This window comes from Aeromonas sp. 600276, from assembly GCF_049175815.1.
Lineage (GTDB): Bacteria > Pseudomonadota > Gammaproteobacteria > Enterobacterales > Aeromonadaceae > Aeromonas > Aeromonas dhakensis.
Genome location: NZ_JAAKVU010000002.1, coordinates 257409 through 281263, shown reverse-complemented (window position 1 = coordinate 281263; position 23855 = coordinate 257409). Strand labels below are relative to the sequence as shown.

The 23855-nt window shown below is 64.2% G+C and carries 12 protein-coding genes; 3 read left to right on the top strand and 9 right to left on the bottom strand.

The window, feature by feature from the left end:
- Nucleotides 1-95 precede the first annotated feature (95 nt).
- The 7 genes from G5134_RS03345 to G5134_RS03315 form a co-directional block, all read right to left on the bottom strand.
- Entirely contained in the window at nucleotides 96-485 is a 390-nt protein-coding gene (locus tag G5134_RS03345) for a hypothetical protein (protein ID WP_024942923.1), read from the bottom strand.
- Nucleotides 486-633: 148 nt separating this feature from the next.
- A complete protein-coding gene (gene befA / locus G5134_RS03340) occupies nucleotides 634-1410 on the bottom strand; it encodes a beta cell expansion factor BefA (protein WP_065018241.1) in 777 nt (258 codons plus the stop codon).
- A 112-nt stretch (nucleotides 1411-1522) separates the two neighbouring features.
- Complete coding sequence (gene arsC, locus G5134_RS03335) at nucleotides 1523-1948, bottom strand: glutaredoxin-dependent arsenate reductase (protein WP_065018240.1); 426 nt, start codon at nucleotides 1946-1948, stop codon at nucleotides 1523-1525.
- Between the two features lie 63 nt (nucleotides 1949-2011).
- On the bottom strand, nucleotides 2012-3076 hold the full coding sequence (gene arsB / locus G5134_RS03330; protein WP_065018239.1) for an ACR3 family arsenite efflux transporter: 1065 nt from the start codon (nucleotides 3074-3076) through the stop codon (nucleotides 2012-2014).
- Nucleotides 3077-3176: 100 nt separating this feature from the next.
- Nucleotides 3177-4940, bottom strand: coding sequence for an arsenical pump-driving ATPase (gene arsA, locus G5134_RS03325; RefSeq protein WP_065018238.1), 1764 nt, complete (start codon nucleotides 4938-4940; stop codon nucleotides 3177-3179).
- Nucleotides 4941-4979: 39 nt separating this feature from the next.
- Entirely contained in the window at nucleotides 4980-5348 is a 369-nt protein-coding gene (arsD, locus tag G5134_RS03320) for an arsenite efflux transporter metallochaperone ArsD (protein ID WP_005298749.1), read from the bottom strand.
- Between the two features lie 4 nt (nucleotides 5349-5352).
- Nucleotides 5353-5721 carry an ArsR/SmtB family transcription factor gene (locus G5134_RS03315; RefSeq protein WP_005298747.1) on the bottom strand — a complete coding sequence of 123 codons (369 nt, stop codon included), beginning with the start codon at nucleotides 5719-5721 and terminating at the stop codon, nucleotides 5353-5355.
- A 192-nt stretch (nucleotides 5722-5913) separates the two neighbouring features.
- On the opposite strand from G5134_RS03315, the gene G5134_RS03310 reads away from it, so the two are divergent.
- Together G5134_RS03310 and G5134_RS03305 are read left to right on the top strand one after the other, a co-directional pair.
- Nucleotides 5914-6222 carry a DUF134 domain-containing protein gene (locus tag G5134_RS03310; protein WP_024942928.1) on the top strand — a complete coding sequence of 103 codons (309 nt, stop codon included), beginning with the start codon at nucleotides 5914-5916 and terminating at the stop codon, nucleotides 6220-6222.
- The gene (locus G5134_RS03305) at nucleotides 6219-6731 is read left to right on the top strand and encodes a NifB/NifX family molybdenum-iron cluster-binding protein (protein ID WP_024942929.1); all 513 of its coding nucleotides are present in this window, start codon (nucleotides 6219-6221) and stop codon (nucleotides 6729-6731) included. Before G5134_RS03310 ends, G5134_RS03305 begins: the two co-directional genes overlap by 4 nt.
- A gap of 213 nt (nucleotides 6732-6944) precedes the next feature.
- Here the strand turns inward: G5134_RS03305 and G5134_RS03300 are convergent, their stop codons facing one another.
- Nucleotides 6945-8036 (bottom strand): HD-GYP domain-containing protein, encoded by a 1092-nt coding sequence (locus tag G5134_RS03300; RefSeq protein ID WP_024942930.1) that lies wholly within the window; start codon nucleotides 8034-8036, stop codon nucleotides 6945-6947.
- 270 nt (nucleotides 8037-8306) lie between these two features.
- Between G5134_RS03300 and rimO the strand changes: the two genes are divergently transcribed.
- Complete coding sequence (gene rimO, locus G5134_RS03295) at nucleotides 8307-9635, top strand: 30S ribosomal protein S12 methylthiotransferase RimO (RefSeq protein WP_010634637.1); 1329 nt, start codon at nucleotides 8307-8309, stop codon at nucleotides 9633-9635.
- A gap of 145 nt (nucleotides 9636-9780) precedes the next feature.
- Here rimO and rtxA read toward each other — a convergent pair whose 3' ends face one another.
- Complete coding sequence (gene rtxA, locus G5134_RS03290; protein ID WP_065018236.1) at nucleotides 9781-23850, bottom strand: MARTX multifunctional-autoprocessing repeats-in-toxin holotoxin RtxA; 14070 nt, start codon at nucleotides 23848-23850, stop codon at nucleotides 9781-9783.
- Nucleotides 23851-23855 lie beyond the last annotated feature (5 nt).

The window sequence follows — 23855 nt, the reverse complement described above, 5'->3', positions numbered from 1 at the left end:
TGACACTGACAGGCTCCAAGCAATAAGAGTGCCAATTAGGGAGAAGTACCCTCGAAGCTGGGGTTCTTATGGTCGCCAGATGATGAGCCGGCCCCTCAGGGGCGTGGCACGGCCCCCTCCCCCAGCAGCAGCCTCAGATAGCTCAGGTGGAGATCGTAGTGCTCCCCGGCGGGCAGCTTGACCAGCACCTCGTCATGCAGGTAGCCCGCGCGGCTCGCCGCCAGCTCGGGGGGAACCAGTCCTACCGCCACCAGCCTGGCGACGATGGCCTGCGCCAGGGCCATGGTCGCCTCGTCGGCACGCCCCCAGCCGAAGTGGCCCTGGTATGCCGCCCCCTCGGCGCCGGGCTCGAGGGGGGAGACCAAATCCCCGCTGACCCAGAAGGCCGTGGGGATCCCCTCCTGCAGGCGCAGATAGATGCTCTGCTTGTCCCACTCCCGACGCAGGGCTCCATCCGCCCCGTCCTGTGCTGATGCTTGTGTCATGCCACTCTCCTTGTCTTGCTGACGAACCTGGCTGCGCCCATGAAAAAGAGGGCCGAAGGCCCTCTTTTTACTGTAATTCGCACCAATTAAACAGACGGCAATCCGCGCCGTGTGAAGAAAAACTGGCGGTTGCTCACCCTCTGCTCAATCAGCGGGTCAGATCCTTGTCCACCCAGTACTTGGAGCCCGAGATATTGGCGTCCAGCAGCAGCCCCTTCTCGCCGATCTGGTAGATGGCCATGCCGCCGTTGTACTTGGCGGTCAACTCGGCGCTCTCCTTGCCCGCCACGACCCCCACCTCGGAGGTGGCCTCCCAGCCCTGGCTGACGAAGGCATCGAACCTGGCCTTGTCCTCAAACAGGATCACCTGCTGATAGAACTTGCCACCCAGCCCGGCCGCCAGCCCGGCGCCGAACATCTTCATGTAGGTATGCTTGCCGGTGGAACGGTTGACGGCCACCCCGGCCCCCTGGTTGGTGTGCAGCATCAGGGAAAACTTGCGCGAGTCGAACACCGCATAGCCGTATGCCTTGTCAAACAACAGCTTGGCCGAGGGCTGTTCGTTGAACAGCCGCACCAAGGCGGTGTCGGCCATGGTATTGAGGGCAAGGCGCGCCTCGTCCGCCGTCTTGGGCTCCAGCATCTCGTCGAGCTTCTTGTCGGCCACCGCCAGCCACTCCTTGCCGGTGGCCACGCTCTTGTCGGTCCAGGCGCCGGCGGTATTGAACGCCTCCGAGCCCCACTGGGAGACCGAGGCCCATGTCGCCTTGGAGAAATCGGTGACGCTCTGCCACGCCTCCTTGCTGGTGTCGCTCACCGCGTTGCCAAGCTCGGTCGCGGCCGCCTTCACCTTGGCCCAGTCTGCCAGGCCAGGGGCCGAGGTCAGCGCCAGTGCCGTGGCTATCACCAGGAATCGAATCTTCATGCTGTTTCCCCCGCTGTGATGAGTCGAGGGTCACAGTAGCAGATCCGGCGCCCACCCGGTAAGTGCATCTGCACCGTCCGGGTCAGCCGGTGACGCTCGACCCCGCTCCCTGTCAACGCAGCCGCTTGCCGTGCTCGTCCACCACCTGCTCGCCATCTTCCTTGGCGAAGGCCCCTTTTTGCTGATCGGGCAATATATCGAGCACCACTTCCGAGGGGCGACACAGCCTGGTGCCGAGGGGGGTGACCACGATGGGGCGGTTGATGAGGATGGGGTGGGCCAGCATGGCGTCGATCAGCTCGTCATCGCTAAAGCGATCTTCCGCCAGCCCCAGCGCCTCGTAGGGGGGCACGTTCTTGCGCAGCAGCTCGCGCACCGGCATCCCCATGGCGGCGATCAGCGCCACCAGCTCATCGCGGGAGGGGGGCGTCTCCAGATAGTGGATGACGGTCGGCTCGACGCCGCTGTTGCGGATCAGCTCCAGGGTGTTGCGGGAGGTGCCGCACTCTGGATTGTGGTAGATGGTGATTGCACTCATTGGCATGTCTCTCATGGCTTAAGTGAATAAAAACATTGGATAAGAAGGGTTAGCGGCCATCTGTTAACGGCTTAGCCCCGCTTCGTACCAGGGTTTGCTGGCGTTGACGATGCGCACCACCAGCAGCATGACCGGCACTTCAATCAGCACCCCGACCACGGTGGCGAGTGCCGCGCCGGAGTGAAAGCCAAACAGGCTGATGGCGGCGGCCACCGCCAGCTCGAAGAAGTTGGAGGCGCCGATCAGAGCGGAAGGACAAGCGACCGAGTGCTTCTCCCCCACCTTGCGATTGAGCCAGTAAGCCAGCCCTGAGTTGAACAGTACCTGGATCAGGATCGGCACCGCCAACAGGGCGATGACCAGCGGCTGCTCAATGATGGCGTTGCCCTGAAAGGCAAACAGCAGCACCAGGGTGAGCAGCAGGGCCGCCACCGACCAGGGCTGGATGCGGGTCATGACGCCGTCAAAATGGGCCTCTCCCTTTTTCAGCAAGGCCTTGCGCAGCAGCTGGGCGATGATCACCGGGATGACGATATAGAGCACCACGGAGGTGAGCAGGGTATCCCAGGGCACTATGATGCTGGAGACCCCGAGCAGCAGCGCCACCAGCGGAGCGAAGGCAAACACCATGATGAGATCGTTCACCGCCACCTGCGACAGGGTGAAGTAAGGATCGCCATTGGTGAGGCGGCTCCAGACAAACACCATGGCGGTGCAGGGGGCCGCCGCCAGCAGGATCAGCCCCGCCACATAGCTGTCGAGCTGCTCCGCCGGCAGCCAGTCGGCGAACAGCACCCGGATGAAGAGCCAGCCGAGGAAGGCCATGGAGAAGGGCTTGACCAGCCAGTTGATGAAGAGGGTGACCCCAATCCCCTTGAGGTGCCCCTTCACCTGATGCAGGGCGCCAAAGTCTATCTTGAGCAGCATGGGGATGATCATCACCCAGATGAGCAGTCCCACCGGCAGGTTGACCCTGGCCACCTCCATGGCGCCGATGGCCTTGAAGAGATCCGGCAGGCCCTGCCCTAGCCCAATCCCCACCAGAATGCAGAGGGCCACCCAGGCGGTGAGGTAACGTTCAAAAAAGCCAATCGCCGGTTGGCTCTTGGCATCACAGGTTGCAGACATGAGGGCTCCCGATGCGGTCATCCCGCATCTCTTTCGTTAACGACAAATATCCATCCGCCCCGACCACGCGGCCGGGCTCTTGTTCAGTGATGCTGACTGTTCAGTGGTGCTGACAGAGGCGGCGCAGGGCATCCGCCCCCACCGGCTCCTCGGCAAGCAGCGGCACCACGGCGTAGCGGCTGGCATGCTGCCGCTCGACCGCCTCGACATGGGGCAACTGACGCTCGGCCCGCAGCTGCAGCAGCGGCGAGCTGACCGCGGCTTGCTGCAGACTGTGGTTGATGAGCCAAGCCCAGGGCTCGATGCCGGCACGGCGCAGATCGGCCTGCAGATTGGCCGCCTCCTGCACCGGGGTGGGCTCGGGCAGGGTGACGATCAGCACCTTGGTCTGCTTGGGGTCCTGCAACTGCATCATGGGGGTGGTGAAGTGCAGCCCCTTGTTCCCCATCTGGCGGGCGATCTCCCTGTGGTAGGCGCCGGTGGCATCGAGCAGCAGCAGGGTGTGGCCGGTGGGGGCGGTATCCATCACCACGAAGCGCTTGCCCGCCTCGCGGATGATGCGCGAGAAGGCCTGAAACACGGCGATCTCCTCGGTACAAGGGGAGCGCAAGTCCTCCTCCAGCAGCGCCCGCCCCTGCTCGTCCAGCGCCGCCCCCTTGCTGGCCAGCACCTGGGCGCGGTAACGCTCGGTCTCGGCGTGGGGGTCGATGCGGCTCACCTCGAGATGGGGCAGGCTGCCTGCCAGCGTCTCGCCGAGGTGCGCGGCGGGATCCGAGGTGGTGAGGTGCACCGGCAGGCCGCGGCTTGCCAGCTCCACCGCCACGGCGGCCGCCAGGGTAGTCTTGCCCACCCCGCCCTTGCCCATCAGCATGATGAGGCCGTGACCGTCGGCGGCCAGCTCGTCCACCAGCGAACTCAACTCGGGCTGGACTGGCAGATGGGCTGACGTTGCCAGTGGTGCCTGCTCACCAGCATCCTGTGGTTGCAGCAGCTGGCGCAAACTGTCGAGCCCCACCAGGTTGGTGGCCAGCAGCGGCACCTGATCCCGGGCCAGCCCCTTTATTCCCTGCGGCATGTCGGCAAGGGCCTGTTGCTCGCGCCGCCAGATGGCCTGCGCCAGCGTGTCACCGGCAATAGCGTCTGCGGGGAAGAGGCCGTTGATCACCAGCTGCTGGTTCGCCAGGCCGATGGCAGCCAGCTCCTCGTGGGTGCGGGCCACTTCCCGCAGGGTGGAGTGCTGGGCGCGTGCCACCAGCACCAGCCGGGTGCGAGCGCCGTCGGCCAGCGCCGCGACGGCCTCGGCATACTGGCTGCGCTGTTTCTCCAGCCCCGCCAACGGGCCCAGGCAGGAGGCATCCCCCTTGCCCTGCGCCAGAAATTCGCTCCAGGCCCCCGGCAGTTGCAGCAGGCGGATGGTGTGGCCGGTGGGGGCGGTGTCGAAGAGGATATGGTCGTACTCCGAGCGCAGCGCTGGGTCGGTGAGCAGGGCGGTGAACTCGTCAAAGGCGGCGATCTCGGTGGTGCAGGCGCCGGAGAGCTGCTCCTCTATGCTGCGCACCACGCGCTCGGGCAGCTTGCCGCGCACCGGGCCGACGATCCGCTCCCGATAAGCCTTGGCCGCCGCGGGGGGATCTATTTCCAGCGCCAACAAACCGGGCACGGCGGCGATGGCGGTGATGCGATTGCCGATGTCGGTGGCAAACACCTGCCCCACGTTGGAGGCGGGATCCGTGCTCACCAGCAGCACCCGTTTGCAGGCGTCACAGAGGGCCACCGCGCTGGCGCAGGCCAGCGAGGTCTTGCCCACCCCGCCCTTGCCGGTGAAAAAGAGAAACGGCGGCGGATTGGTCAGAAAGTGATACATAGCCTCTCCCGTTACGACATGGTTTGGAATATCAATGTCTTAGCAGCAACCACTGCCAGGACGGCAGGCCGCTTTCACTATGCCCTTGATGGTGGCCTGCGGCGCGGGCAGGCCGGCATAGCGGGCCAGCTCGCCACGGCTCGGATAGCGGCCGGTCAGCACCACCTGACCCTCCACCAGCACCAGCGGCAGCCCCTCCTCCCCGGCGTGGGTCAGAAAGGCGCTGACCGCAGGTGTTTCGGCAAACTGCAGCGGCTGCTGGGCCAGATTGAAACGCTCGATGGCAACGCCCTGCTCCCTGGCCCAGGCCAGATCGGCGGCAAAGGTGACCAGCGCCTGATCGACCTCGGTGCCACAAACGCCGCTGGCACAGCAGAGGGCGGGGTCGAAAATCTGAATGACTGACATGGCATTACTCCTTGTGGCAGCAGGGCTGCGCAGGCAGCACATGGGGTGAGCAAGTGGACTCGGCGCGCATCATGCCGCACGCCTCCGGATGGCCGGCGCAGCACTCCTCGGTGAGATAGCCGATAAGGTCCAGCATCAAGGGGATATTGGCGCGGTAGCGCAGGAAGCGCCCCTCCTGCTCCACCGACAAGAGGCCGGCATTGAGCATCGCCTTGAGATGAAACGACAGGGTGTTGGGGGCGATGTCGAGCTCGCCGGCCAGCTCGCCCGCGACCCGCCCATCCAGCCCCGCCTTGACCAGCAGCCGCCACACATCGAGCCGGATCCCGGATGCCAGCGATTCAAAGACCTTGGTGGCCGTCTCTTTGTTCATGTTTGTCTCTCGTTGGATGCGCCTTCATTTCAACTATACAAGAACCATTGAAATGATCAAGTTGCCGCCAACTCTGCTCGTGAAGCCGCAACCTCCCTCTCAACAAGATCATGCCTTTCAATTACATTTTTCTTTAATTTGCATATGCCATTTATGCGGCGTATATGTGGCATATGCAAATTAGGAGGCGTTATGCCGAGACCAAAAATAGCCCGTCGTATCTGCGGGCGCCCCGCCAACAGCTGCTTCAAGCCCAATGGTGTCCCCATGCATGAACTGGAGCAGGTGGCCCTCGCCGCCGATGAGTTTGAGGCGCTGCGCCTGGTGGATCTGGAGGGCATGCAGCAACAGGAGGCCGCCCGACTCATGGGCGTTTCTCGCCAGACCTTGGCCAATACCCTCAAGCGCGCCCGCTACAAGGTGGTGGAGTGCCTGAGTTTAGGTAAGGCCCTGTTGATGCAAACCGACGTCCCGCAACCCGGTGGAGAAACCGCGCAATGAACCAGAACGTGAATACAGCAGCCGTGCCAGGCAACCATGCCATCCTGTTGAGCCGGGGCCAGCCATCCGCCCACGTCAGCCGGGCTGAGCAACTGCAGATTGTCAGTCCAGCCGGCGAGGTGCTCGCGACCATGTCCAACCCGGCCAACGGCGAGGGTTGCCGTGGCAAACAGGCCCTGCTGGCGACGCTACAGGCCCATGCCGTCACTCAGGTGCTGGTGCGAAATATCGGTGAGCACATGCTGGGCCGACTGCTCGATGCCGGGATATCGGTATGGCAGTACCGCTCGGCGCACCTTGATCTGTCTGCTGCCCACCTTCAGCCGCTGACCGACGCCAGCCAGGGCAGTCCGTCACGCCGCAAGGCCGGGAGTCTTGTCAAGGGGATCCGGCCATCCTGCAACGGCCGCAAGGAGAAACAGATCGGTAGGGAAAGTGGTTGTCACCAGGCAGAGCAGTGCGGCTGCAATCATCAACAAGGGGACGAACCATGTCACACCTGCTGCTGAGCATGCTGGCCGCCTTCGCATTGATCCTGGCCATGAGCGCCCTGCTCTGGTGGCGCCAAACCCGGCTAGTGGCAGAGCGCCAGGGCAATAGCAACCGGCCTTGTGGCTGCGCAAGCGCTTGCTCCGAGCATCTCTATCAAATTGCAGAGCCCGCCCCCAGGCATTCCCCCCGGTAGGCAAGCCGACTCTAGCACCGAGAGCGTGAACGAGAGGTCAGGTTATGGCCGGATCCCGATACTGCTGATGGATGGCGCGAAACGCCTCCTTGCTGCGCAGCGCAGCCGCAACGCAGACGGGGTCGAACTGGCTGCCTGCATGGGTCTTGAGGTACTCGAAGGCCGTCTCGAACGGCCAGGCCTGCTTGTAGGGACGCTCGCTGGTGAGCGCGTCGAACACATCCGCCACCGTGACGATGCGAGCCTCCAGCGGGATCGCCTGCCCCGCCAGCCCCTCCGGGTAGCCCTGGCCGTCGAAGCGCTCATGATGGTAGGCAATGATGTTCTTGAGCATGTCGGTGTGATGGATGCCGTCCAGACCAAACTCCTTGATCATCAGGGCGATCATCTCCCGTCCCTTGAGCGGGTGGATCTTCATCACCGCGTACTCCTCCGGGGTCAGCTTGCCCGGTTTGAGCAGGATGGCGTCCGGCACCGCAATCTTGCCGATGTCGTGCAGCTCGGAGAAGAGATGGATGAACTCCACCTCCTCGTCATTGAGGGGGTAATGGGCTGCCACCTCGCGGGCGATGAGCCGCGAATAGCCCGACATGCGGTGCAGATGGTTGGCGGTCTCCTCGTCCCGGTAGCGGCTGAACTCCCGCGCCGTGGTCAGCGCCCCGTTCAGGGTCTGGATGGAGAAGAACTCAACGGCGATGATGGCTGCCAGGATCTGGGCGTATGCCGCCAGCTCACCGCGAATGGCCGCATCGAAATAGCCGGGCTCCCTGGCATCGCAAAACAGAAAACCGAACAGCCGGCTGTTGAACAGCAGCGGCTCGGTGTAACTAGACTCATAACCGGCCGCCAGCAGCTTGCGGCTGTGCTCGGCGGGGGACCCCTGCAGCGAGCCCAGAGTATCGAGCACCCTGGGTTGCTGGCGCTCGGCCAGATAGCGCAGGGAGGGCACCTCGCTCAGCTTCACCTCGTACTGCAACAGCGGCGAGCCCCCCTCCGTGCTGTGGGCAAAGGTCTTGAGCTTGTCCGTCTGCTGGTCATAGATGGCGACCGCAACCCGGCTCAACTTGTCAAACCGCTGCCTGAGCGTGGCGTGCACGTTCTGCACTTTTTCGCCAAATGAACTCTCCATCCCGCACGTCCTTCTGCTATTCCTGCAGGGAGTATAGTGACCCCTGTTTTTACTCTCCTGCCAAATTGACTCAAGCGTCAGCAACAAACATCAGGGCCCAGCTGACCGGACGGCAAGACCTGTTGCCACCATGGTTTTCTCCTTTGACGGCCCATTGTGGCCCGGGCAAAGAGATTGTTCGCTTCCGGCGTGCCGGCTGTATAGTTTTTGGTTAGCCATTCCGGTAAAATCCGCGCCCTAAAACTAGAGCCACCTAAGAGTGATTGAGCGATGTCCAACACAAAACAGGCCCCCAAAGTAGGATTCGTCTCCTTGGGTTGCCCCAAAAACCTGGTCGATTCCGAGCGCATCCTGACCCAGCTGCGTACCGAAGGGTACGACGTGGTGCCCAGCTATGACGATGCGGAGCTGGTGGTGGTCAACACCTGCGGCTTCATTGACAGCGCGGTGCAGGAGTCGCTGGAAGCCATCGGCGAGGCCCTGGCCGAAAACGGCAAGGTGATCGTCACCGGTTGCCTCGGCGCCAAAGAGAACCAGATCCGCGAGATCCACCCCAAGGTGCTCGAGATCACCGGCCCCCACGCCTATGAAGAGGTGCTCGGCCACGTCCACAAATACGTGGAGAAGCCGACCCACAACCCCTTCACCAGCCTGGTGCCGGCCCAGGGTGTCAAGCTGACCCCCCGTCACTACGCCTATCTGAAGATTTCCGAAGGCTGCAACCACCGCTGCACCTTCTGCATCATCCCCTCCATGCGCGGGGATCTGGTGAGCCGCCCCATCGGCGAGGTACTGGCCGAGGCCAAGCGCCTGAAAGAGGCCGGCGTGAAGGAGATCCTCGTCATCTCCCAGGACACCTCCGCCTACGGCGTCGACGTCAAGCACCGTACCGGCTTCTACGACGGCATGCCGGTCAAGACCAGCATGGTGGCCCTGTGCGAAGAGCTGGCCAAGCTCGGCATGTGGGTGCGCCTGCACTACGTCTACCCCTACCCGCACGTGGATGACGTCATCCCGCTGATGCGCGACGGCAAGGTACTGCCTTACCTCGACATCCCGCTGCAGCACGCCAGCCCGCGCATCCTGAAACTGATGAAGCGCCCCGGCACCGTCGAGCGCACCCTGGAGCGGATCCAGAAGTGGCGCGAGATCTGCCCCGAGATCACCCTGCGCTCCACCTTCATCGTCGGCTTCCCCGGCGAGACCGAAGAAGAGTTCCAGATGCTGCTGGACTTCATCGACAAGGCGGAACTGGATCGGGTCGGCTGCTTCAAGTACAGCCCGGTCGAGGGCGCCAAGGCCAACGAGCTGCCGGATCCGGTGCCGGCCGAGGTGCAGGAAGAGCGCTTCCAGCGCTTCATGGAGCTGCAACAGCAGGTCTCCATCCGCAAGCTGGCCCGCAAGGTGGGCAAAGAGATGCTGGTGCTGATCGACGAGGTGGACGAAGAGGGTGCCACCGGCCGCTCCGCCGCCGATGCCCCCGAGATCGACGGCCTGGTCTACCTGAACGGTGAAACCGGCCTCAAGCCCGGCGACATGGTCAAGGTCCGTATCGACGAAGCGGACGAGTACGACCTGTGGGCCAGTCTCATCGACTGATCCCCGATAAGCACCAATAAAAAGCCAGTCAGCTCCTGACTGGCTTTTTTGTTGGTGCCTGCGCCGCCCGCTTCGGGTGCAACAGGCATAAAAAAACCTGCTCCGAAGAGCAGGTTTTTACCTTACGGGAGGGAAGTCAGGTTGCTCAGGCAACCCGCCCCTTGCCCTGGATCACATCACCCCAGGCCGACTGCACCAGGCTGTTGGCCTGGCTGTCGAGCCGGTTGAGCAGGCCCATGTCGCCCGCTTCGGGGGCGAAGCTGCTCATGGCCTGGATCAGGTTGTCCACCGCCTGATGGGAGAGCGCGCTGTAGCTGCGCTCGCCGTCAGCCTGCTGCTCGCCAAGCCCTATCACCAGCTGGGCCCGGTTGTCGGCGAAGTAGTTGCTGAAGGTGGCACTGCCCAGCTGCTCGAACTTGCCCTGCTCGCTGGTGCCGTCGGCACGACGGTTGACCAGCAGTTGCAGATCGTAGCCGCTGCGCTTGAACCAGAGATCCCGCCAGCTGACATCATTGAAGACGATGAAGTCCTCCTTGCCGATGTCCTGCACCAGGTTCTCTATCACGGCGCCACTGAACACGAAGCTGTCGACGCCGGTACCACCGCTGAACTGGTTCTGGTAACCGCCCAGCACCAGCAGGTCATCGCCGGCACCGCCATCGAGCTGGCTGAACTTGGCGACCTGGTCGGCAATCAAGCGATCCTGGCCGTCACCGCCCCGGATGGTGGCGTGATAGCCCATCAGCTTGACCTGGTTGTTGCCATGCTCGGCCAGCAAGCGGTTGTGATTGCCGAACACCATGGCAAAGTCATCGCCCTCGCCGAGCCGGATCTGGTTGTGATGACCTATGGTCACCGTGAAGTCCTGATCCGCGCCGGCATCGATCTGGTTGTAGTTGCCGGAGGTCACCAGATAATCCTGGCCTGCGCCCCCTTCCACTATGCCCTCTTCACCGAAGATGAAGGCCTGATCGTTGCCCTCGCCCATGAAGGCGCGGTTGACACGGCCGGCCAGCACGGCGACGTCGTCACCCTGCCCGCCGAACATCATGTTCTCCCGTCCCATCATGATCCCGGTGTCCTGACCGGCGCCGCCGGTGAAGATGTTGGAGGTGCCGGTGGCGTAGAAGACATCGTCCCCACGACCACCCCAGAAGTTGTTGTTGTCGCCGAGGTAGGCCCCCAGATCCTTGCCGTCTCCCCCCCAGTTGAAGTTGTAGTTGCCAAGGGAGACATGCATGTCGCCATCTCCCTGCAGATGGCCGCTGTTGCGCAGGAAGTCGAAGGTCTGCTCCTTCATGTTGAGCAGATCCGCCGTCAGGTTCTGCTTGAGGTTCTTGGCCAGCGCCACCACCTCCGCCTGCTTGTCCCGGTTGAACAGGGTGGCAAACAGGTTGGGCAGGCTCAGGGCGTTGAAGCCGAAGGCCCGCTCCTCGGTAGCGGCCGGCAGCGCCGCCGGCTTGGCCTCGTTCCCCTGCTGCACCGTCACGGTCCCGGACTTGGCCTCTTCGGGCGCCTCGTCCTGCAGGCCGTGGCTGCGGGCAAAACTGCTGAGGGCATCTTCCCCCAGATCCAGCCCGGCCTTGAGCTGATCGAGCCATTTGGCCGGATCAGTCAGGCTCTTGAGCTGATCGCCGCCAAACTCGGCGATGACCCCCAGCATCTCCTGCAACAGGGCCGGCGCATCGATGGCCGCCCCATCACGGGCCACCAGCTGGCCACGGGCGTTGTAATCCACGCCGAAAATGTCCGCCAGCGTGGTATCGGCCCCCACTCCTGCCAGACGACCCAGCAACCGGTTCTGCAGCTGGCGCGGCAGATCGGTCGGGGTGAAGGTAAAGGTGGTCTTGGCCTGCCCGCTGGCGGTGAACTCCTGGGTCATTAGCCCGAACAGGGAGCCCAGGTTGGTGTCCAGGATCGCCTGGATGTTGTCACCGAACACGAAGTTCCAGTTGCCCGTGGTGACCTGGATATCGGCCCCCTGACCGGCAACGGCAAAGTTGAAGACCAGCTTCTCGTTGGCCTGGCGCAACTTGCCCGCCCGGTCCAGAGGGCCCTGCGCACCTTGGCCACCGCCGGAAATGCGCTTGTTGAACTCCTTGTTGAGGGTCGCTTCCAGGTCGCTCTTGAGCCCGCGACTGCTGCGCTCGTTGCCGCTGTCCAGGGTGGTGAGCGAGCCGTATTCGACGCTGCTGGTCTGATCCAGACCGGCCATGTCGGCCACGAACTTGTTGGCGCCGGCCAGGGTCCACTGATCCCACTGGCTGGCAACCCAATCCGGTTTGGCACCGTCACCGGCGATCTGCTGCAGGGCACCGGCAATGCGGGCGGCCCCGTCAAACGGATTGACCAGCGGCGGAGTGGGGATGGATTTCTCCAGCATCACGATGAGATCGTTGCTGCGCCCCAGGTTGAAGCTGACGTTGCGTTGCCCAACGAACAGCTGGGCCCCTTCCAGCGCCCGGTAGCCGGCGATGTCGATGCTGTGTTTGCTGTCGCCATCCCCGATGTGCACCATGACGTTGTTGTCGCCGAAGGCCAGCGACTTCATGCCGCCCGTGCCTACCTTGACCCCCAGGTTGGTGGTCCCCCAGTTGAGGGCGGTGAACTCGCCATCCCCCACGTTGACCTGAACGTTGCCGGAGTAGCTGACCGCACTGCTGGTCTGGCTCGATGCCGTCTCCGGCTGGCGCTGTTTCTCGGGTGCGACGAAGGTCTCGTCGTTGTCGGCGATGGCGCCCCGGGCACGGCTTTCGCCCTCGCTCTGGCCCACTTTCGCCAGGTCGATGTCCCCTTCTGCCACGCCGCCGCGCACCCGCTCGTTGTACACCACGGGTTCGCCGGCGTCGTTGAGGGTCAGCACCACCTTGTTGGCGGCCACCTTGCGGGCCCAGACATCCGCCTCACCACGGGTGTGCTTGCGACCGCCCTGATCGACCGCCACCTCGCTGCTGCGAGCCGACACCTGGGTACGGATCCCCTCGTTATCCAGCGCCTGGATGAAGCGACGGGCAAAGCCGGCCTGCAGGTCGTCGCTCACCAGGGAGCAACCCACCAGGCTGACGTGACTCGGTTTGGTGGCCACGCCGGCCTCTTGTTGCAGACGATCGCCCAGGCGGCGCAGGCGCCCGGCCAGCTCGTCGGCACTGTAGCCACTGAGGCGGCTGTTGTTCTGTCCATCCTCATTGCGGCCATGGCCGACCACCTGCCAGCGGATATTGCCGGCCAGCTGAGCCGGATCGCCATAGACCACCCGATAGTTGCCATCTGCATCCAGCTGCACCACCACGCTGTGGTCGGGGTGTTTGCCGGCCAGGCTGGCCGCGGCCTTGGCAGCCACAGGATCATCTTCGGTCTGGATGATGATCTGGCTGGTGAAGCGGGTCTCGCCCCCTTCGCTGCCCGGTGTCACCTCAGGTTGCTGCCACTGGTTGACCCGCTGGTTGCGAACCGGCTGGTCTTCGCCATCCAGCGCCGTCACCGGCGTCCACTTCCTGCCGACATCGGCGTACTCGACCCGCTGACTGACATCGTCCGCCTGCAGGTGGAAGCGATTGTCCGCATCCACCTTCAGGGCCGGCAGCCCCAGGCGATGGGTAATGCCGGGTACGAAGCCTTCGATCCCCTTGTGGGACGCCAGGTGCGCACTGCCGTAAATGGCGACGAACTTCTCGCCGACCGGCAACTTGCCCAAGACCTCGACGGCGACGTTGTTGGCCGCCCCGGCCCGGTACATCAGGCCGTGCTCGGTGCCAGCGATGGCGGGTCTGGCGGTGCTGCCATCGTCCAGCGCCACGATCCGCATTCCCCGCTCCCGGGCCCGCTCGAACAGGGAGGGCTCCAGGTGCTTGCTCTTGAGCATGGTCGCCAGCTCAGGAGACATCTCTCCCCCCGCCAGATAACGGTCGATCAGCGGCTGAGCCAGCTCACTGCGCAGGTGTTCCAGAGCGATGACAGTCACCCCCTGGGTCTTGAGCGTATCCATCTGCTCGTTGACGAACCGCAGACCGTTGACGTCGCTACCGTGGGTTTCGCCGATCAGCAGGCCATTGCGGTTATCCAGCAGGCGCGACAGCTGTCCGGCCAGCGTGCTCTCCCCGTCCAGCTGGTTGTTCAGCGTCCGCAGGGCATCGCCACCATAGCGGGCATCCCAGGCCGCCACATCGGTCTGCTTGCTGCTGTGATAGATGTTCTCGACCTGTGCGATACGGCGGGACTCCAGCTCGCCGAGGTAACGACGGTCACCGAACTTGTCCAGCATGATGAGCTCGGCGGAGAGCTCAGATCCGGGGGCTGCCTGCTTGGCGACCTCCTTGATGAAGTAGACCGCCATCTGGGCGGACTGCTCCCCCGTCATGTCCTGCAGCTCCTGGTAGGAGTAACCCAGATGCAGCACCTTGCTGGTGTCGTCCAGCACGGCACGGCTCAGCAGTCCCTCCCCCTGGGCTTCGCTCAGCCACTTCTTCAGATTGTCATGCTGTTCGCCGAGGACGACGTGGAATCTGGCCTCAAACGGCAGATCCGCCGGCACGACCCCCTGGTACCCAGCCTTGGCCGCCAGATAGGGGTCTTGCGCCGCCCAGCGCAGCACCATCTGGGTGAGACCCGGATGCTGGCCCTGCGCCTCTTCGGCGGCCTTGCCGATGACAATGGCAGCCAGGTCCGGGCGGGTCTTGGCCAGCGCCGTCACCTCGGCCTGCAACGAGGCCAGCTCGCCGCGATAGAGATTGCCGTGAAGCTGACTCTGCAGCTTGCTCAGCGCCGGGTTTCTACCGGAGCCTTCGTGCTTGACCAGGTAGTCGTCGATCAGATTGTTCAACCGCAATGCGGCTTCTACCTTGGCCTGTCCGCTGGCACCGTGCAGCGTGGCGAGCTGATCCAGGATCTGCTGATAAGACTCGCCAATGGGCTTGGCAAAGACCTGGGCAGCTTTTTTCAGCTCATCCGGGCTGTAGACGTCGGCAAACAGCCTGGCTGTGCGCTCCGTCACTCCCGTTTTGCCCGGCAGCTCCGCCATCGGACTCTCGTCAAATACCGGCAACTGCAGGATCTCCTGCAGGGTGACCTTGTTGGCCAGATCCTTGGACGGCTTGAAGCGGGCGAGCTCGGCGCCGTTCATCTCGCTGACCCTGAAGAACTGCGGCTTGCCATCCGGCCCCGGCTTGAGGTGGTAGCCGTTGGCCATATCCAGCCCCTCTTTGCCGAAGAAGCGGGTCATGTAACGACTGAACTTCTCGGCGGAGGAGAATTCGACGATGCCGGCATTGGGATCGTAGAAGCCATAGATCCGGCCAGACTCTCCCTGCTTGGCCCAGGCAGCCATGGCGTGGCCCGGCGCATCCAGCTCCAGCAACACAGGGGCATCGCTGCCCTTGGCAGTCAGCTTGGTGAGCACGGTATCGAGCGAGATGGCGTTCTTGCCCTCCCACTTCTCCTTGACGATGTCGTACTTGATGCTGCGCAGGCTGTCGTAGTTGTAGGCGGCCGGCGTGTTGGTGTGGATCTCCGCCAGGCTGCCCACCAGCTTGCGGGCGTTGTCCAGCTCGGTAGCCGAGTAGCGGTCCGGGTTGTTGATCACCGCCGCCGCGGAGTAGAGCTTCTCCATCATGCGCCGCGCCAGATCGGGTTGCCCCTCGCTCTCCAGCTGCTTGGCGACCAGCACCAGCTTGGAGAGGGGATCGCAGCGCCCGCCGAAGCCGTCATCCGCCAGATTGAGCAGCAACAGCTGGGGAGCCAGATGTTCTCTGGCATATGGATCCGCGCCACCTTGCGAGGCCACGTCGCGGAACAGACGGTTGGACTGCTCAATCCTGGGTTTGATGGTGCTCTTGAGCGCACGGTTTTCGATCTCCCAGGCCAGCGCCCCCTGCTGCTGTGGCGTCAGGGTCGGCTGGACGAACAGGTCCACCAGCCGGGTCATGCTCATGTCGGACTGGAAGCCCTCGACCACCTTGCCGGCCAGCCCTTGCTGATATCCGACCAGGAAGGCCTTGGTGGTACGGATGTCTCTGGTCGCCCCGTTGCTGCCCACCTGCGGGGTGAGCGCCTCCTGGTAGCGCTTGAGATCGCGTCTGATGGCCTCGATGCCCTTGAGCGGTGCCTCAATGTCTGCAGCCGGCGGCGTGCGGTTGAACAAGTCACCCACGATCTGCTCGGCGTACTGGCCCATCAGGCGGTTGCTGGCCAGATGGCCATAGAAGGTCTGCTCACCGCTGACCTGATAACCGGCCACGGCCAGCTTGGCCCGCAGTTTTTCCCCTTCGCTGCCAAGCCCTTCGTTGTCGGTCAGCAGCATGATGGGCGTGCTCTTGGGCAGGCCGTCGAGGTTTTTCTCCACCGAGAAGCGACCGTTGATCGCCTTGGCGATCGCCCCCACCAGACCGCCCGGGTTTGGCAGCTCGTAGGCCTTGATCGCCTTGCTCATGCTGGGCATGGGGCGATCGAGCAGCAGCCCGCCCACCGGCTTGCCCTGCTCGGCGGCATAACGGGCCAGATCGGCGGCGATGGGGCCGCCCATGGAGTAGCCGTGGATCAGGATCTTGTCAGGGGCCACCCCTCGCTCTTCCACCAGATAGCGGAACATGGTGCGGGCATCCTGGTAGACCCCCTGCTCGCTGGGACCGCCATCGCTGGCCCCATAGCCGCGCAGGTTGACCGCCAGCATGTCGATGCCCTGCTTCTGGTAGTGGCTGCGAACCGCATCGGCCTGCTCCTCCGCGGAGGAGCCCGAACCGTGCAGGAACAGCACCACCTCGGGCTTGCCATCCTGCGACGTCCCTGGCTGCTCGGCCCCCTTGTGCAGGTAACCGGACAGACGGCCGGCGTCCCCTTGCAGGGTCACCTGCTCGGCCTCGCCCTGGCTCACCGCATGGTCGAGCAGTTGGCGGGTGATGTCGCCCACCTGGCGCCGCTCATCGCGGGTGCCGTAGAGGTTGTCGTTGAGGAAGCGGGTCAGCGGGTTGAGCGGCTGCTTGTCCAACGGGGCCGTATCGGCATCCACCTCGCCCGGGCTCTGATCCCCCGGCTTGTGGCCACCCAGGGCCTGCAGTCCGTTTGCATCCTCCGCTTGATGCTCGGCGGTGAGCTGGCTCCATGCCTCGGCATGGTTGGCCATCACCCACTCGGCCTTGTGGTTGGCAGAGGCCACCTTCTTGGCATTCTTGACCGGCGGCAGCCCCTGGCTCTCCCGATAGGCCTGATACCAGCTGTCGAAGTCCGCGCTCTGCTCGACCAGGTTGTTGACCGCCGCCACTATGGTGCGGCGACTGACCGGGTCGAACTGGTCGAGGGTCTTCACCTCTACCCTGGCGGTCGACTCCGACTTCGGCACAAACTGGCTCAGCTCGTTCGGCACCTGACGGAACTCGAACAGGATGGCCGGTTCCGGGTGCTTGCCATCCCCCGTGGTCGCATTGTTGATGCCATGCCCGGCCACCTCGCCACCAAACTTGAAGTAGTCATAGATGTTCTGTGCCAGCGCCGGTGAATAGGCCGACTTGAGGGTCGCCAGGATCTGCTCGGACACCAGCTTGCGGTCATGGGCACTGAGCAGGGCCAACATGGCCACCGGCTTGGTTCTTGGCAAGATTTCCCAGGCATTCTTCACCTTGGGATCGGTCAACCCCTGCGCGTTGGGCGTGATCCCCTCGGCCAGCGGATCCCAGTCATTGATGTGAATGCCGTATTCCCGGGCCAGATCGGCCGTCTTGCCGTAAATGGAGGTGAGGTAGGCAAACACATTCTGTGCGGTGGCCGCATCCTCCCACTGCACGTTGGCCGTGTTGGACAGCAACAGCTCCTTCAGCTCGGGGTGATACCAGGGAGCGGACTCCAGCAGCCGGATCTCCTGGGACGAGCCGGTACCAAACGCCTTGGCACTGACCGCCACGGTCGCCTGCTGGCCGCTCGGCGTCATGCCGATGGTCTGTCCCTGACCGTCACGGGCGGCGCCATTGCCAGCGGCGATCACGTGGTTGGCATTGGAGATGACCAGGGTGAAGCGACCATCCTCGCTCACCAGATCAGAGAGCCTGGTGTGGTTGGTCTGGCTGATGTGCTGGGTGAACTCTCTGGCAAGCCAGAGCATGGCCTCCTTGCGAGCTTCCACCGCCTGCTGGTCCTGCATCTCGCTTGGGTAGGTCACCAGCTCGATGGTATGGGTCTGCCACTGGCTGATCCCTTTGACATCGCTTATTCCGGCGGGATTGGTGTATCCCCCCTGGTTCATGTCCTTGGTCAGCATGAACAGCGGATTGCCTGCCGCATCGTGCACGTAGCCAAACTTCTGTGCCGAGTTCTTCGGCAACGCCACCACCAGCCCCGTCAGCTCGTTCTCGATGCCGATGGAGGAGCCGTTGAAGTGACTGCTGAACTCAGGCACGGCCTTGCTACCCGTGCGGGGGCCATGCAGGCCGGTGAGATCCACGGCCGCCGTGGCCAGTACCTCATGCTGCTGCACCGGCTTGGTCGCCGTGGCTGTCGCCTGCGCCTCCTTCTGCACCTGACTCGGTGTTGGGGTCGGGAGCACAGGTGGTGTCGCCGGTTGACGGATCCCGGCATTGATCTGCAGGCGGTTGACCGCCGCCAGCGCCCCGTCGAGGGCGGACTGCTCCTGCTCGCTCAGCCCGGTGGCAGTGTCGATGGCCGAGGGTTGGACCTCATCAGGAGCCGACACGGTGCCGACGGCGGGCACATCCAGCTCGCCGGCCTGCGGCAGGGGCTGTGCGGTGGCCGAGGGCTGGCCGGGCTGGGCACCCTGGCGGTTCGGCTTGTCGCCGCTCTGCTTGAGGCTCGCCGCATTCTGTTTGGCCTGGTTGGCCTGCAAACCGGCCTGGCTGGCCGCCTGCTCGCCGGCGAGCTGCGCCTGGCTGGCACTCGCTTCGCCCTGCTGCTGGCGCGATGCAGCCTCTCCCTGGCGAGCCAGCGCGTCGAGACGGCGCTGTTCGGCCTGGGCGGCCCGCTGCTGGCCAGCCGCCTCGGCGTCACCTTGCAGTTGTTCGCTGCGCTGCTGACCCGTCTTGGACTTGGCCAGCGCGCTATCGACCTGCTGGTGCTGCGCCTCATGGCGGAGCCTGGCATCTTCGATCGCCGTGCCGGCCGTGCTGCCGGCATCGTCCAGATCTTCCTGAACCGTGCTCAGCAGGTGGTCGGCAAAGCCGGTGCGCCAGTGCTGGCCGGACGGCTCGCTCGCCGCGTCAGGGGCTCTGACCTGGTCAAACTGGCGGGCCAGCGTATCGAGTTGCACCGTCATGTCGCGGGCTTCCGCCTCGATGGCGGCACGCTGCTGCTGGCCATTCTCCGCCAGCTTCTGCTGGTCGGTAGCCTCCAGCTGGGACTGGCTCCCGGCGATGGCGGCCAGCTGCTGCGCCTTCTCCTGCTCGAGCCGCTGTTTGTCGGCATCGGCACTCGCCTGATCGCCTCTCGCCCGGGCGGCGTTGTCGTCTTGTGCCAGCTGGGCGCTGACCTGGCCTATCTCGGCCTTGCCGGCGGCGATGGCCACCACGTTGTCGAGCAGGTAGCCAAGGCCGTTGCTCTCACCGGTGCCGCGGAACGCCAGGGTATTGGCACCCTCTCTGGCCGTCAGCGTCAACGCCTTGCTCTGCCAGCTGCTGGCGTCCCCTTCGCTGGCAAACACCCGCTCGCCATTCCACAGCACCTCGATGCCGTGTTGCAGGGAAATATTGGCCCGACGGGCAAAATCAAATGTCAGGTTGACGGTCTCGCCCGCCTTGAGGCCGGCAAGATCCTGGGAAATCTGGGTATTGCGGTCAGTCGACAGTTCGCTGACACGGGCACCGTGCCCGTCGGTCGCCAGCCCGTAAGTGGCGGCGGAAAAATCGGCCTCGATGCCGGCGCCGGCATCTTGCCAGCCGTGCGCCCCCTGTTCGAAATCGCCGTTGACGATGAGGTTCTCGCCCCCTCGGGCCAGCCCCTGCTCATCGAGCTGCAGCGCCTTGTCCATTGCTTGCTCGTCGCGCTCGCCGGCCTGGCTCACCTTGCCGGTCAGACTGCCGGCCAGGGAGGATTTCACCTCGCCAATCTCGTCCAGACCAAAGCCGCTCAGTCCCTGTACCTCGCCCAGGCTGGCCGCTTGCGGGGTCTTGATCGGGCCATGTTCATCGCCCTGCACCAGATAGTTGATGGCCTGGTTGCCCGCGCTGCCGAGCAGGGTCTGCTTGATGTTGTCAAACAGGGTGCCGAGCTTGTTGCTGCTGGTATTGCTGCTGGCGACGGCCAGGCTGTAGAAGTCGCCGTTGCCGATCTTGATCGCCACGTTGTGGCGGGCATAGGCGGCCGTGATGTCCAGCCCGTCGCCGATCTGGACATTGGCATTGCCCTTGCCCTTCATGACAGCAACGTTGAGGCCGTTCCCTACCTTGGTGTTGAGGTTGTAGTCACCCCAGGCCAGGTTGACGGTGGTGCCGTCACCTACCTTGACGTTGTTGTTGAACTTGCCGTAGGCGGCCGTCACGCTCAGACCGTCCCCGACCGTGGTGGTCTGGTTGACCTCCCCCTTGGCGAGGGTGACCTGGATGCCGTCCCCCACCCGGGTGACGATGTTGGCCTTGCCAAGCAGCGCCTGATAGCCTTCGCCATCCCCGACCTGGGTCACTATGTTCGCATCGCCCTTGGCCAGCACGACCTGACGACCATCCCCCACCTTGGTGATGACGTTGGCCTTGCCCCAGGCGCCGGTGTAGCCATCGCCGTTGCCGACCTGGGTGACCAGGTTGGCCTCCCCTTGCAGCACGGCCACTTCACGGCCATCCCCCACCTTGGTCAGCACGTTGGCGCGGCCCTTGGCGAAGCTGTAGCGATCGCCGTTGCCGACCTGAGTCAGCAGGTTGACGTCGCCCCAGGCGCCCTGCACCACCAGCCCGTCACCCACCTTGGTGATGAGGTTGGCGCGCCCCTTGGCCAGGCCTATGGTGCTGCCGGCCCCGACGTGGGTCATCACGTTGCCCACTTCGGAGATGAGCAGGCCCACCGTGGTGCCGTCACCTATCTTGGTCAGCAGGTTGCCCTTGCCCCACAGCACGCCGGCGGTGGTGCCATTGCCCACATGGGTCAGCACGTTGGCATCGGCCTTGGCGATGGCGCCGAGGAAGTCATCCCCCACCTTGGTGATGATGTTGGCCTTGCCCAGCGCCAGCACGCCGGTCAGACCGCTGCCGACATGGGTCACTATGTTGGCCTTGCCGAACAGGGCTGCCAGCGTGGTGCCGTTGCCCACCTTGGTCATCACGTTCAGCTCGCCGGCAAACAGCCCCAGGCTGGTGCCGTTGCCAATGTGGCTGTAGACGTTGGCCTTGCCGATCATCAGCGCGGCCGTCAGGCCATCCCCCACCTTGGTGAACAGGTTGGCCTGCCCCAGCATGGCGGCGAAGGTCTCGCCAGCACCGACGTGGGTGAAAACGTTGGCATTGCCCACCATGGCGGCCAGCGTCATGCCGTTGCCCACCTTGGTCGCCAGGTTGCCCTGGGCCAGCATCAGCGCCACGGTCAGGCCGTCACCGATATGGGTGAAGACGTTGGCCTTGGCCACCATCAGCGCCAGTGCATTGCCATCGCCCACCTTGGTGAAGACGTTGGCCACCCCGCCCATCAGGGCCCAGGCATCGCCTTGGCCTATCTGGGTAAACAGGTTGCCGGCGCCGATCATGGCGGCAATGGCCGTGCCGTCGCCCACCTTGGTAAACAGGTTGCCGGCGGCCCCCATCACACCCAGAGTGTCGCCGTTGCCGACATGGGTCAGCACGTTGGCGCCCCCCAGCATCACGGTGGAGAGATCGCCATCGCCGACCCGGGTCAGCACGTTGGCAGCCCCCAGCAGCAGCGCCTGGGTATCCCCCTGACCAATCTGGGTCAGCACGTTGGCGCCGCCCCCCAGAATGGCCTGTACCTTGCCGTTGCCCTTCTTGGTCAGCACGTTGGCGCCCCCCAGCAGCACGGCGCGGGTATCGGCAGCCTCGTCCCCCTGGGTGACGTGAGTCAACACGTTGGCCCCGCCCAGCAGTCCGGCCGTCAGCTGACCCGCGCCGAACTTGGTCAGCACGTTGGCACCGCCCACCGACAGGGCATCGAGCCGGCCGTTGCCGACCTGGGTCAGCAGGTTGAAACCGCCCCCCGCCAGCCACAGCCCCTGGCCATCGCCCAGCTGGGTATGGGTGTTGTAACCGCCCAGCATGACCACCTGGCTGTCGCCACGGCCCTGCTGCACCGAGATGTTGCCATAGGCCAGCAGACGGGCCAGGTACTCGCCATCCCCGCTGCGCACCAGCACGTTGGCCGCACCGGCGGCATAGACATCCATCCGGCCCTGGGCCCCCTGGTGGACCAGCACGTTGGCAAGGCCCGCCCCACGGAACACCAGGTCGCCACGCTGACCGCGCTTGATCAGCACGTTGGCCGCACCGGCACCGTTGAAGTGGATGTTGCCCTCGGTCACGTCGGATTCGATGACGTTGCCGCCACCGGCGCCGTCAAAGAAGATGTCACCCTTGCTCTTGCCGCCACTTTGCTGGCGGGGCAGCAGCAGCTGGCTGGAGAACTCGCGGGTGGCCGGCAGTCGATCCGACACGGCCGTGACGGTGTCGAGCTGGTAGTGTACCTCGCTCAGGGAGTAGCCCCCCGTCCCCATGGCGGTGAAGCCGGTATGCTCCGAGATGACCTGATCGGCCAGCCCCGCCAGGTGGTTTCCCTCCTTGTACCAGGCCTTGGCGAGGTACTTGAGCGCCCCGGTCTCACGGTCGTTGGCCAGCTCCACCACCACTATCTTGGTGTAGGGGCCAAGCTGCTTGGCAAACACATAGGTGTTGGCCTGCACCCGGGATTTCAGCGCGCTCACGTCAACCTTGGTGCCATCCTCAAAAATGGCGTAACCGCTCATCTTGGCGCTGGAGAGCGTCACGTCGGCCGCCGCCACGTTCACGCCGCCACCGTAGTTGATCCAGCTGTTTTCGGTCAGATCCGCCTCTACCGCCTCCAGCTTGATGCGCTGGCGCCGCTCGAACACCAGATCGCTCAGCCGATAGGCGCCGTCGGTTTGCGTCGAGATGAAGCCGTTGTGCTCGTCGATCTGACGACCGGCCAGCCCGTCAAGCTGGTTCCCCTCCTTGTACCAGGAGGTGGCGTGATAGCGCAGGGCACCACTCGCGCCATCGTTGGAGAGCTCTACCCGGTTGATCTTGGTGTACATGCCATCGAAGAAGGCAAACAGGTAGGTATTGGGTTGCAGGCTGGACTTGATGGCCGTGACGGCCTGGGACTGGTTGATCCAGCTGCCGCCCATGGTGGCGGTAGTCAGCGCGATCTCGTCGGCACGGGCGCCGGCGAAGGGGGAGCTATCGCTGTCCGAGCCCTTGCGGGAGAGATGGTTGTAACCCCCCGCCCCCTTGAAGTGGATGTTGCCCTCGGCCACGTCCGACAGCAGCCGGTTGTAACCGCCGGCCCCGTTGAAGTGGATGTCGCCGCGGGTCTGCAGGTACTCGTCCTGCTCGTTGCGCAGCCGGGAGAGCTCGTTCCAGCCGCCGGCCCCGTTGAAGCTGATATCCCCCTCGCGCCCCTTGCGGAACACCTTGTTGTAGGCACCGGCCCCGTTCAGGGTGATGTTGCCGGATTCCACCAGGGAGCTGATGATGTTGGCCGCACCGGCCCCCGAGAAGTGGATGTTGCCCTGCGAGCCCTGATACTGGCTGTGCCAGGTGCGGTCCAGCTTGTTGGCCGCCCCGGCGCCGCTGTAGCTCAGATCGCCGCGGTCGGTCTGGTGCCAGAGCTTGTTGTAGCCGCCGGCCCCCTCGAAGCTGACGTTGCCGCTGATCCCCTTGCGGGTCAGGAAGTTGGCCAGCGCCGCCCCCTGATAGCGGATGTCGCCGTCGCGCCCCTGGTGATCGATGTTGGTCGCCCCGCTGGCACCGGCAAAGTGAACGTTGCCGGACTGGGACTTGCTGATGTCGGCGTAACCCGCCGCCCCCTTGACGGTCAGGTTGCCGGAGTCGTCAACCACCTTGAGATAGGCGGCACCGCCATAGACGCTGTCGTTGCCCGTACCGGTATAGACGGTCGCACCGATGGATCCGACCCGGATGGTGTCGTCACCACCATAGGCACGGATGACGCCACCGAAGCCATAGGCATCGATATCATTGTTTCCGTCATCTGCCGTGTAATTACCGGTAAAGAAGTACTCAATACTTCTCCATACACTCTTTCCCATGTATT

Excerpts from the sequence above, each read along its gene's own strand:
- befA (WP_065018241.1), bottom strand. The coding sequence starts at position 1,410 with ATGAAGATTCGATTCCTGGTGATAGCCACGGCACTGGCGCTGACCTCG.
- arsA (WP_065018238.1), bottom strand. The coding sequence starts at position 4,940 with ATGTATCACTTTCTGACCAATCCGCCGCCGTTTCTCTTTTTCACCGGC.
- G5134_RS03310 (WP_024942928.1), top strand. The coding sequence starts at position 5,914 with ATGCCGAGACCAAAAATAGCCCGTCGTATCTGCGGGCGCCCCGCCAAC.
- rimO (WP_010634637.1), top strand. The coding sequence starts at position 8,307 with ATGTCCAACACAAAACAGGCCCCCAAAGTAGGATTCGTCTCCTTGGGT.
- G5134_RS03305 (WP_024942929.1), top strand. The coding sequence starts at position 6,219 with ATGAACCAGAACGTGAATACAGCAGCCGTGCCAGGCAACCATGCCATC.
- G5134_RS03345 (WP_024942923.1), bottom strand. The coding sequence starts at position 485 with ATGACACAAGCATCAGCACAGGACGGGGCGGATGGAGCCCTGCGTCGG.
- arsC (WP_065018240.1), bottom strand. The coding sequence starts at position 1,948 with ATGAGTGCAATCACCATCTACCACAATCCAGAGTGCGGCACCTCCCGC.
- arsD (WP_005298749.1), bottom strand. The coding sequence starts at position 5,348 with ATGTCAGTCATTCAGATTTTCGACCCCGCCCTCTGCTGTGCCAGCGGC.
- rtxA (WP_065018236.1), bottom strand. The coding sequence starts at position 23,850 with ATGGGAAAGAGTGTATGGAGAAGTATTGAGTACTTCTTTACCGGTAAT.
- G5134_RS03315 (WP_005298747.1), bottom strand. The coding sequence starts at position 5,721 with ATGAACAAAGAGACGGCCACCAAGGTCTTTGAATCGCTGGCATCCGGG.
- G5134_RS03300 (WP_024942930.1), bottom strand. The coding sequence starts at position 8,036 with ATGGAGAGTTCATTTGGCGAAAAAGTGCAGAACGTGCACGCCACGCTC.
- arsB (WP_065018239.1), bottom strand. The coding sequence starts at position 3,076 with ATGTCTGCAACCTGTGATGCCAAGAGCCAACCGGCGATTGGCTTTTTT.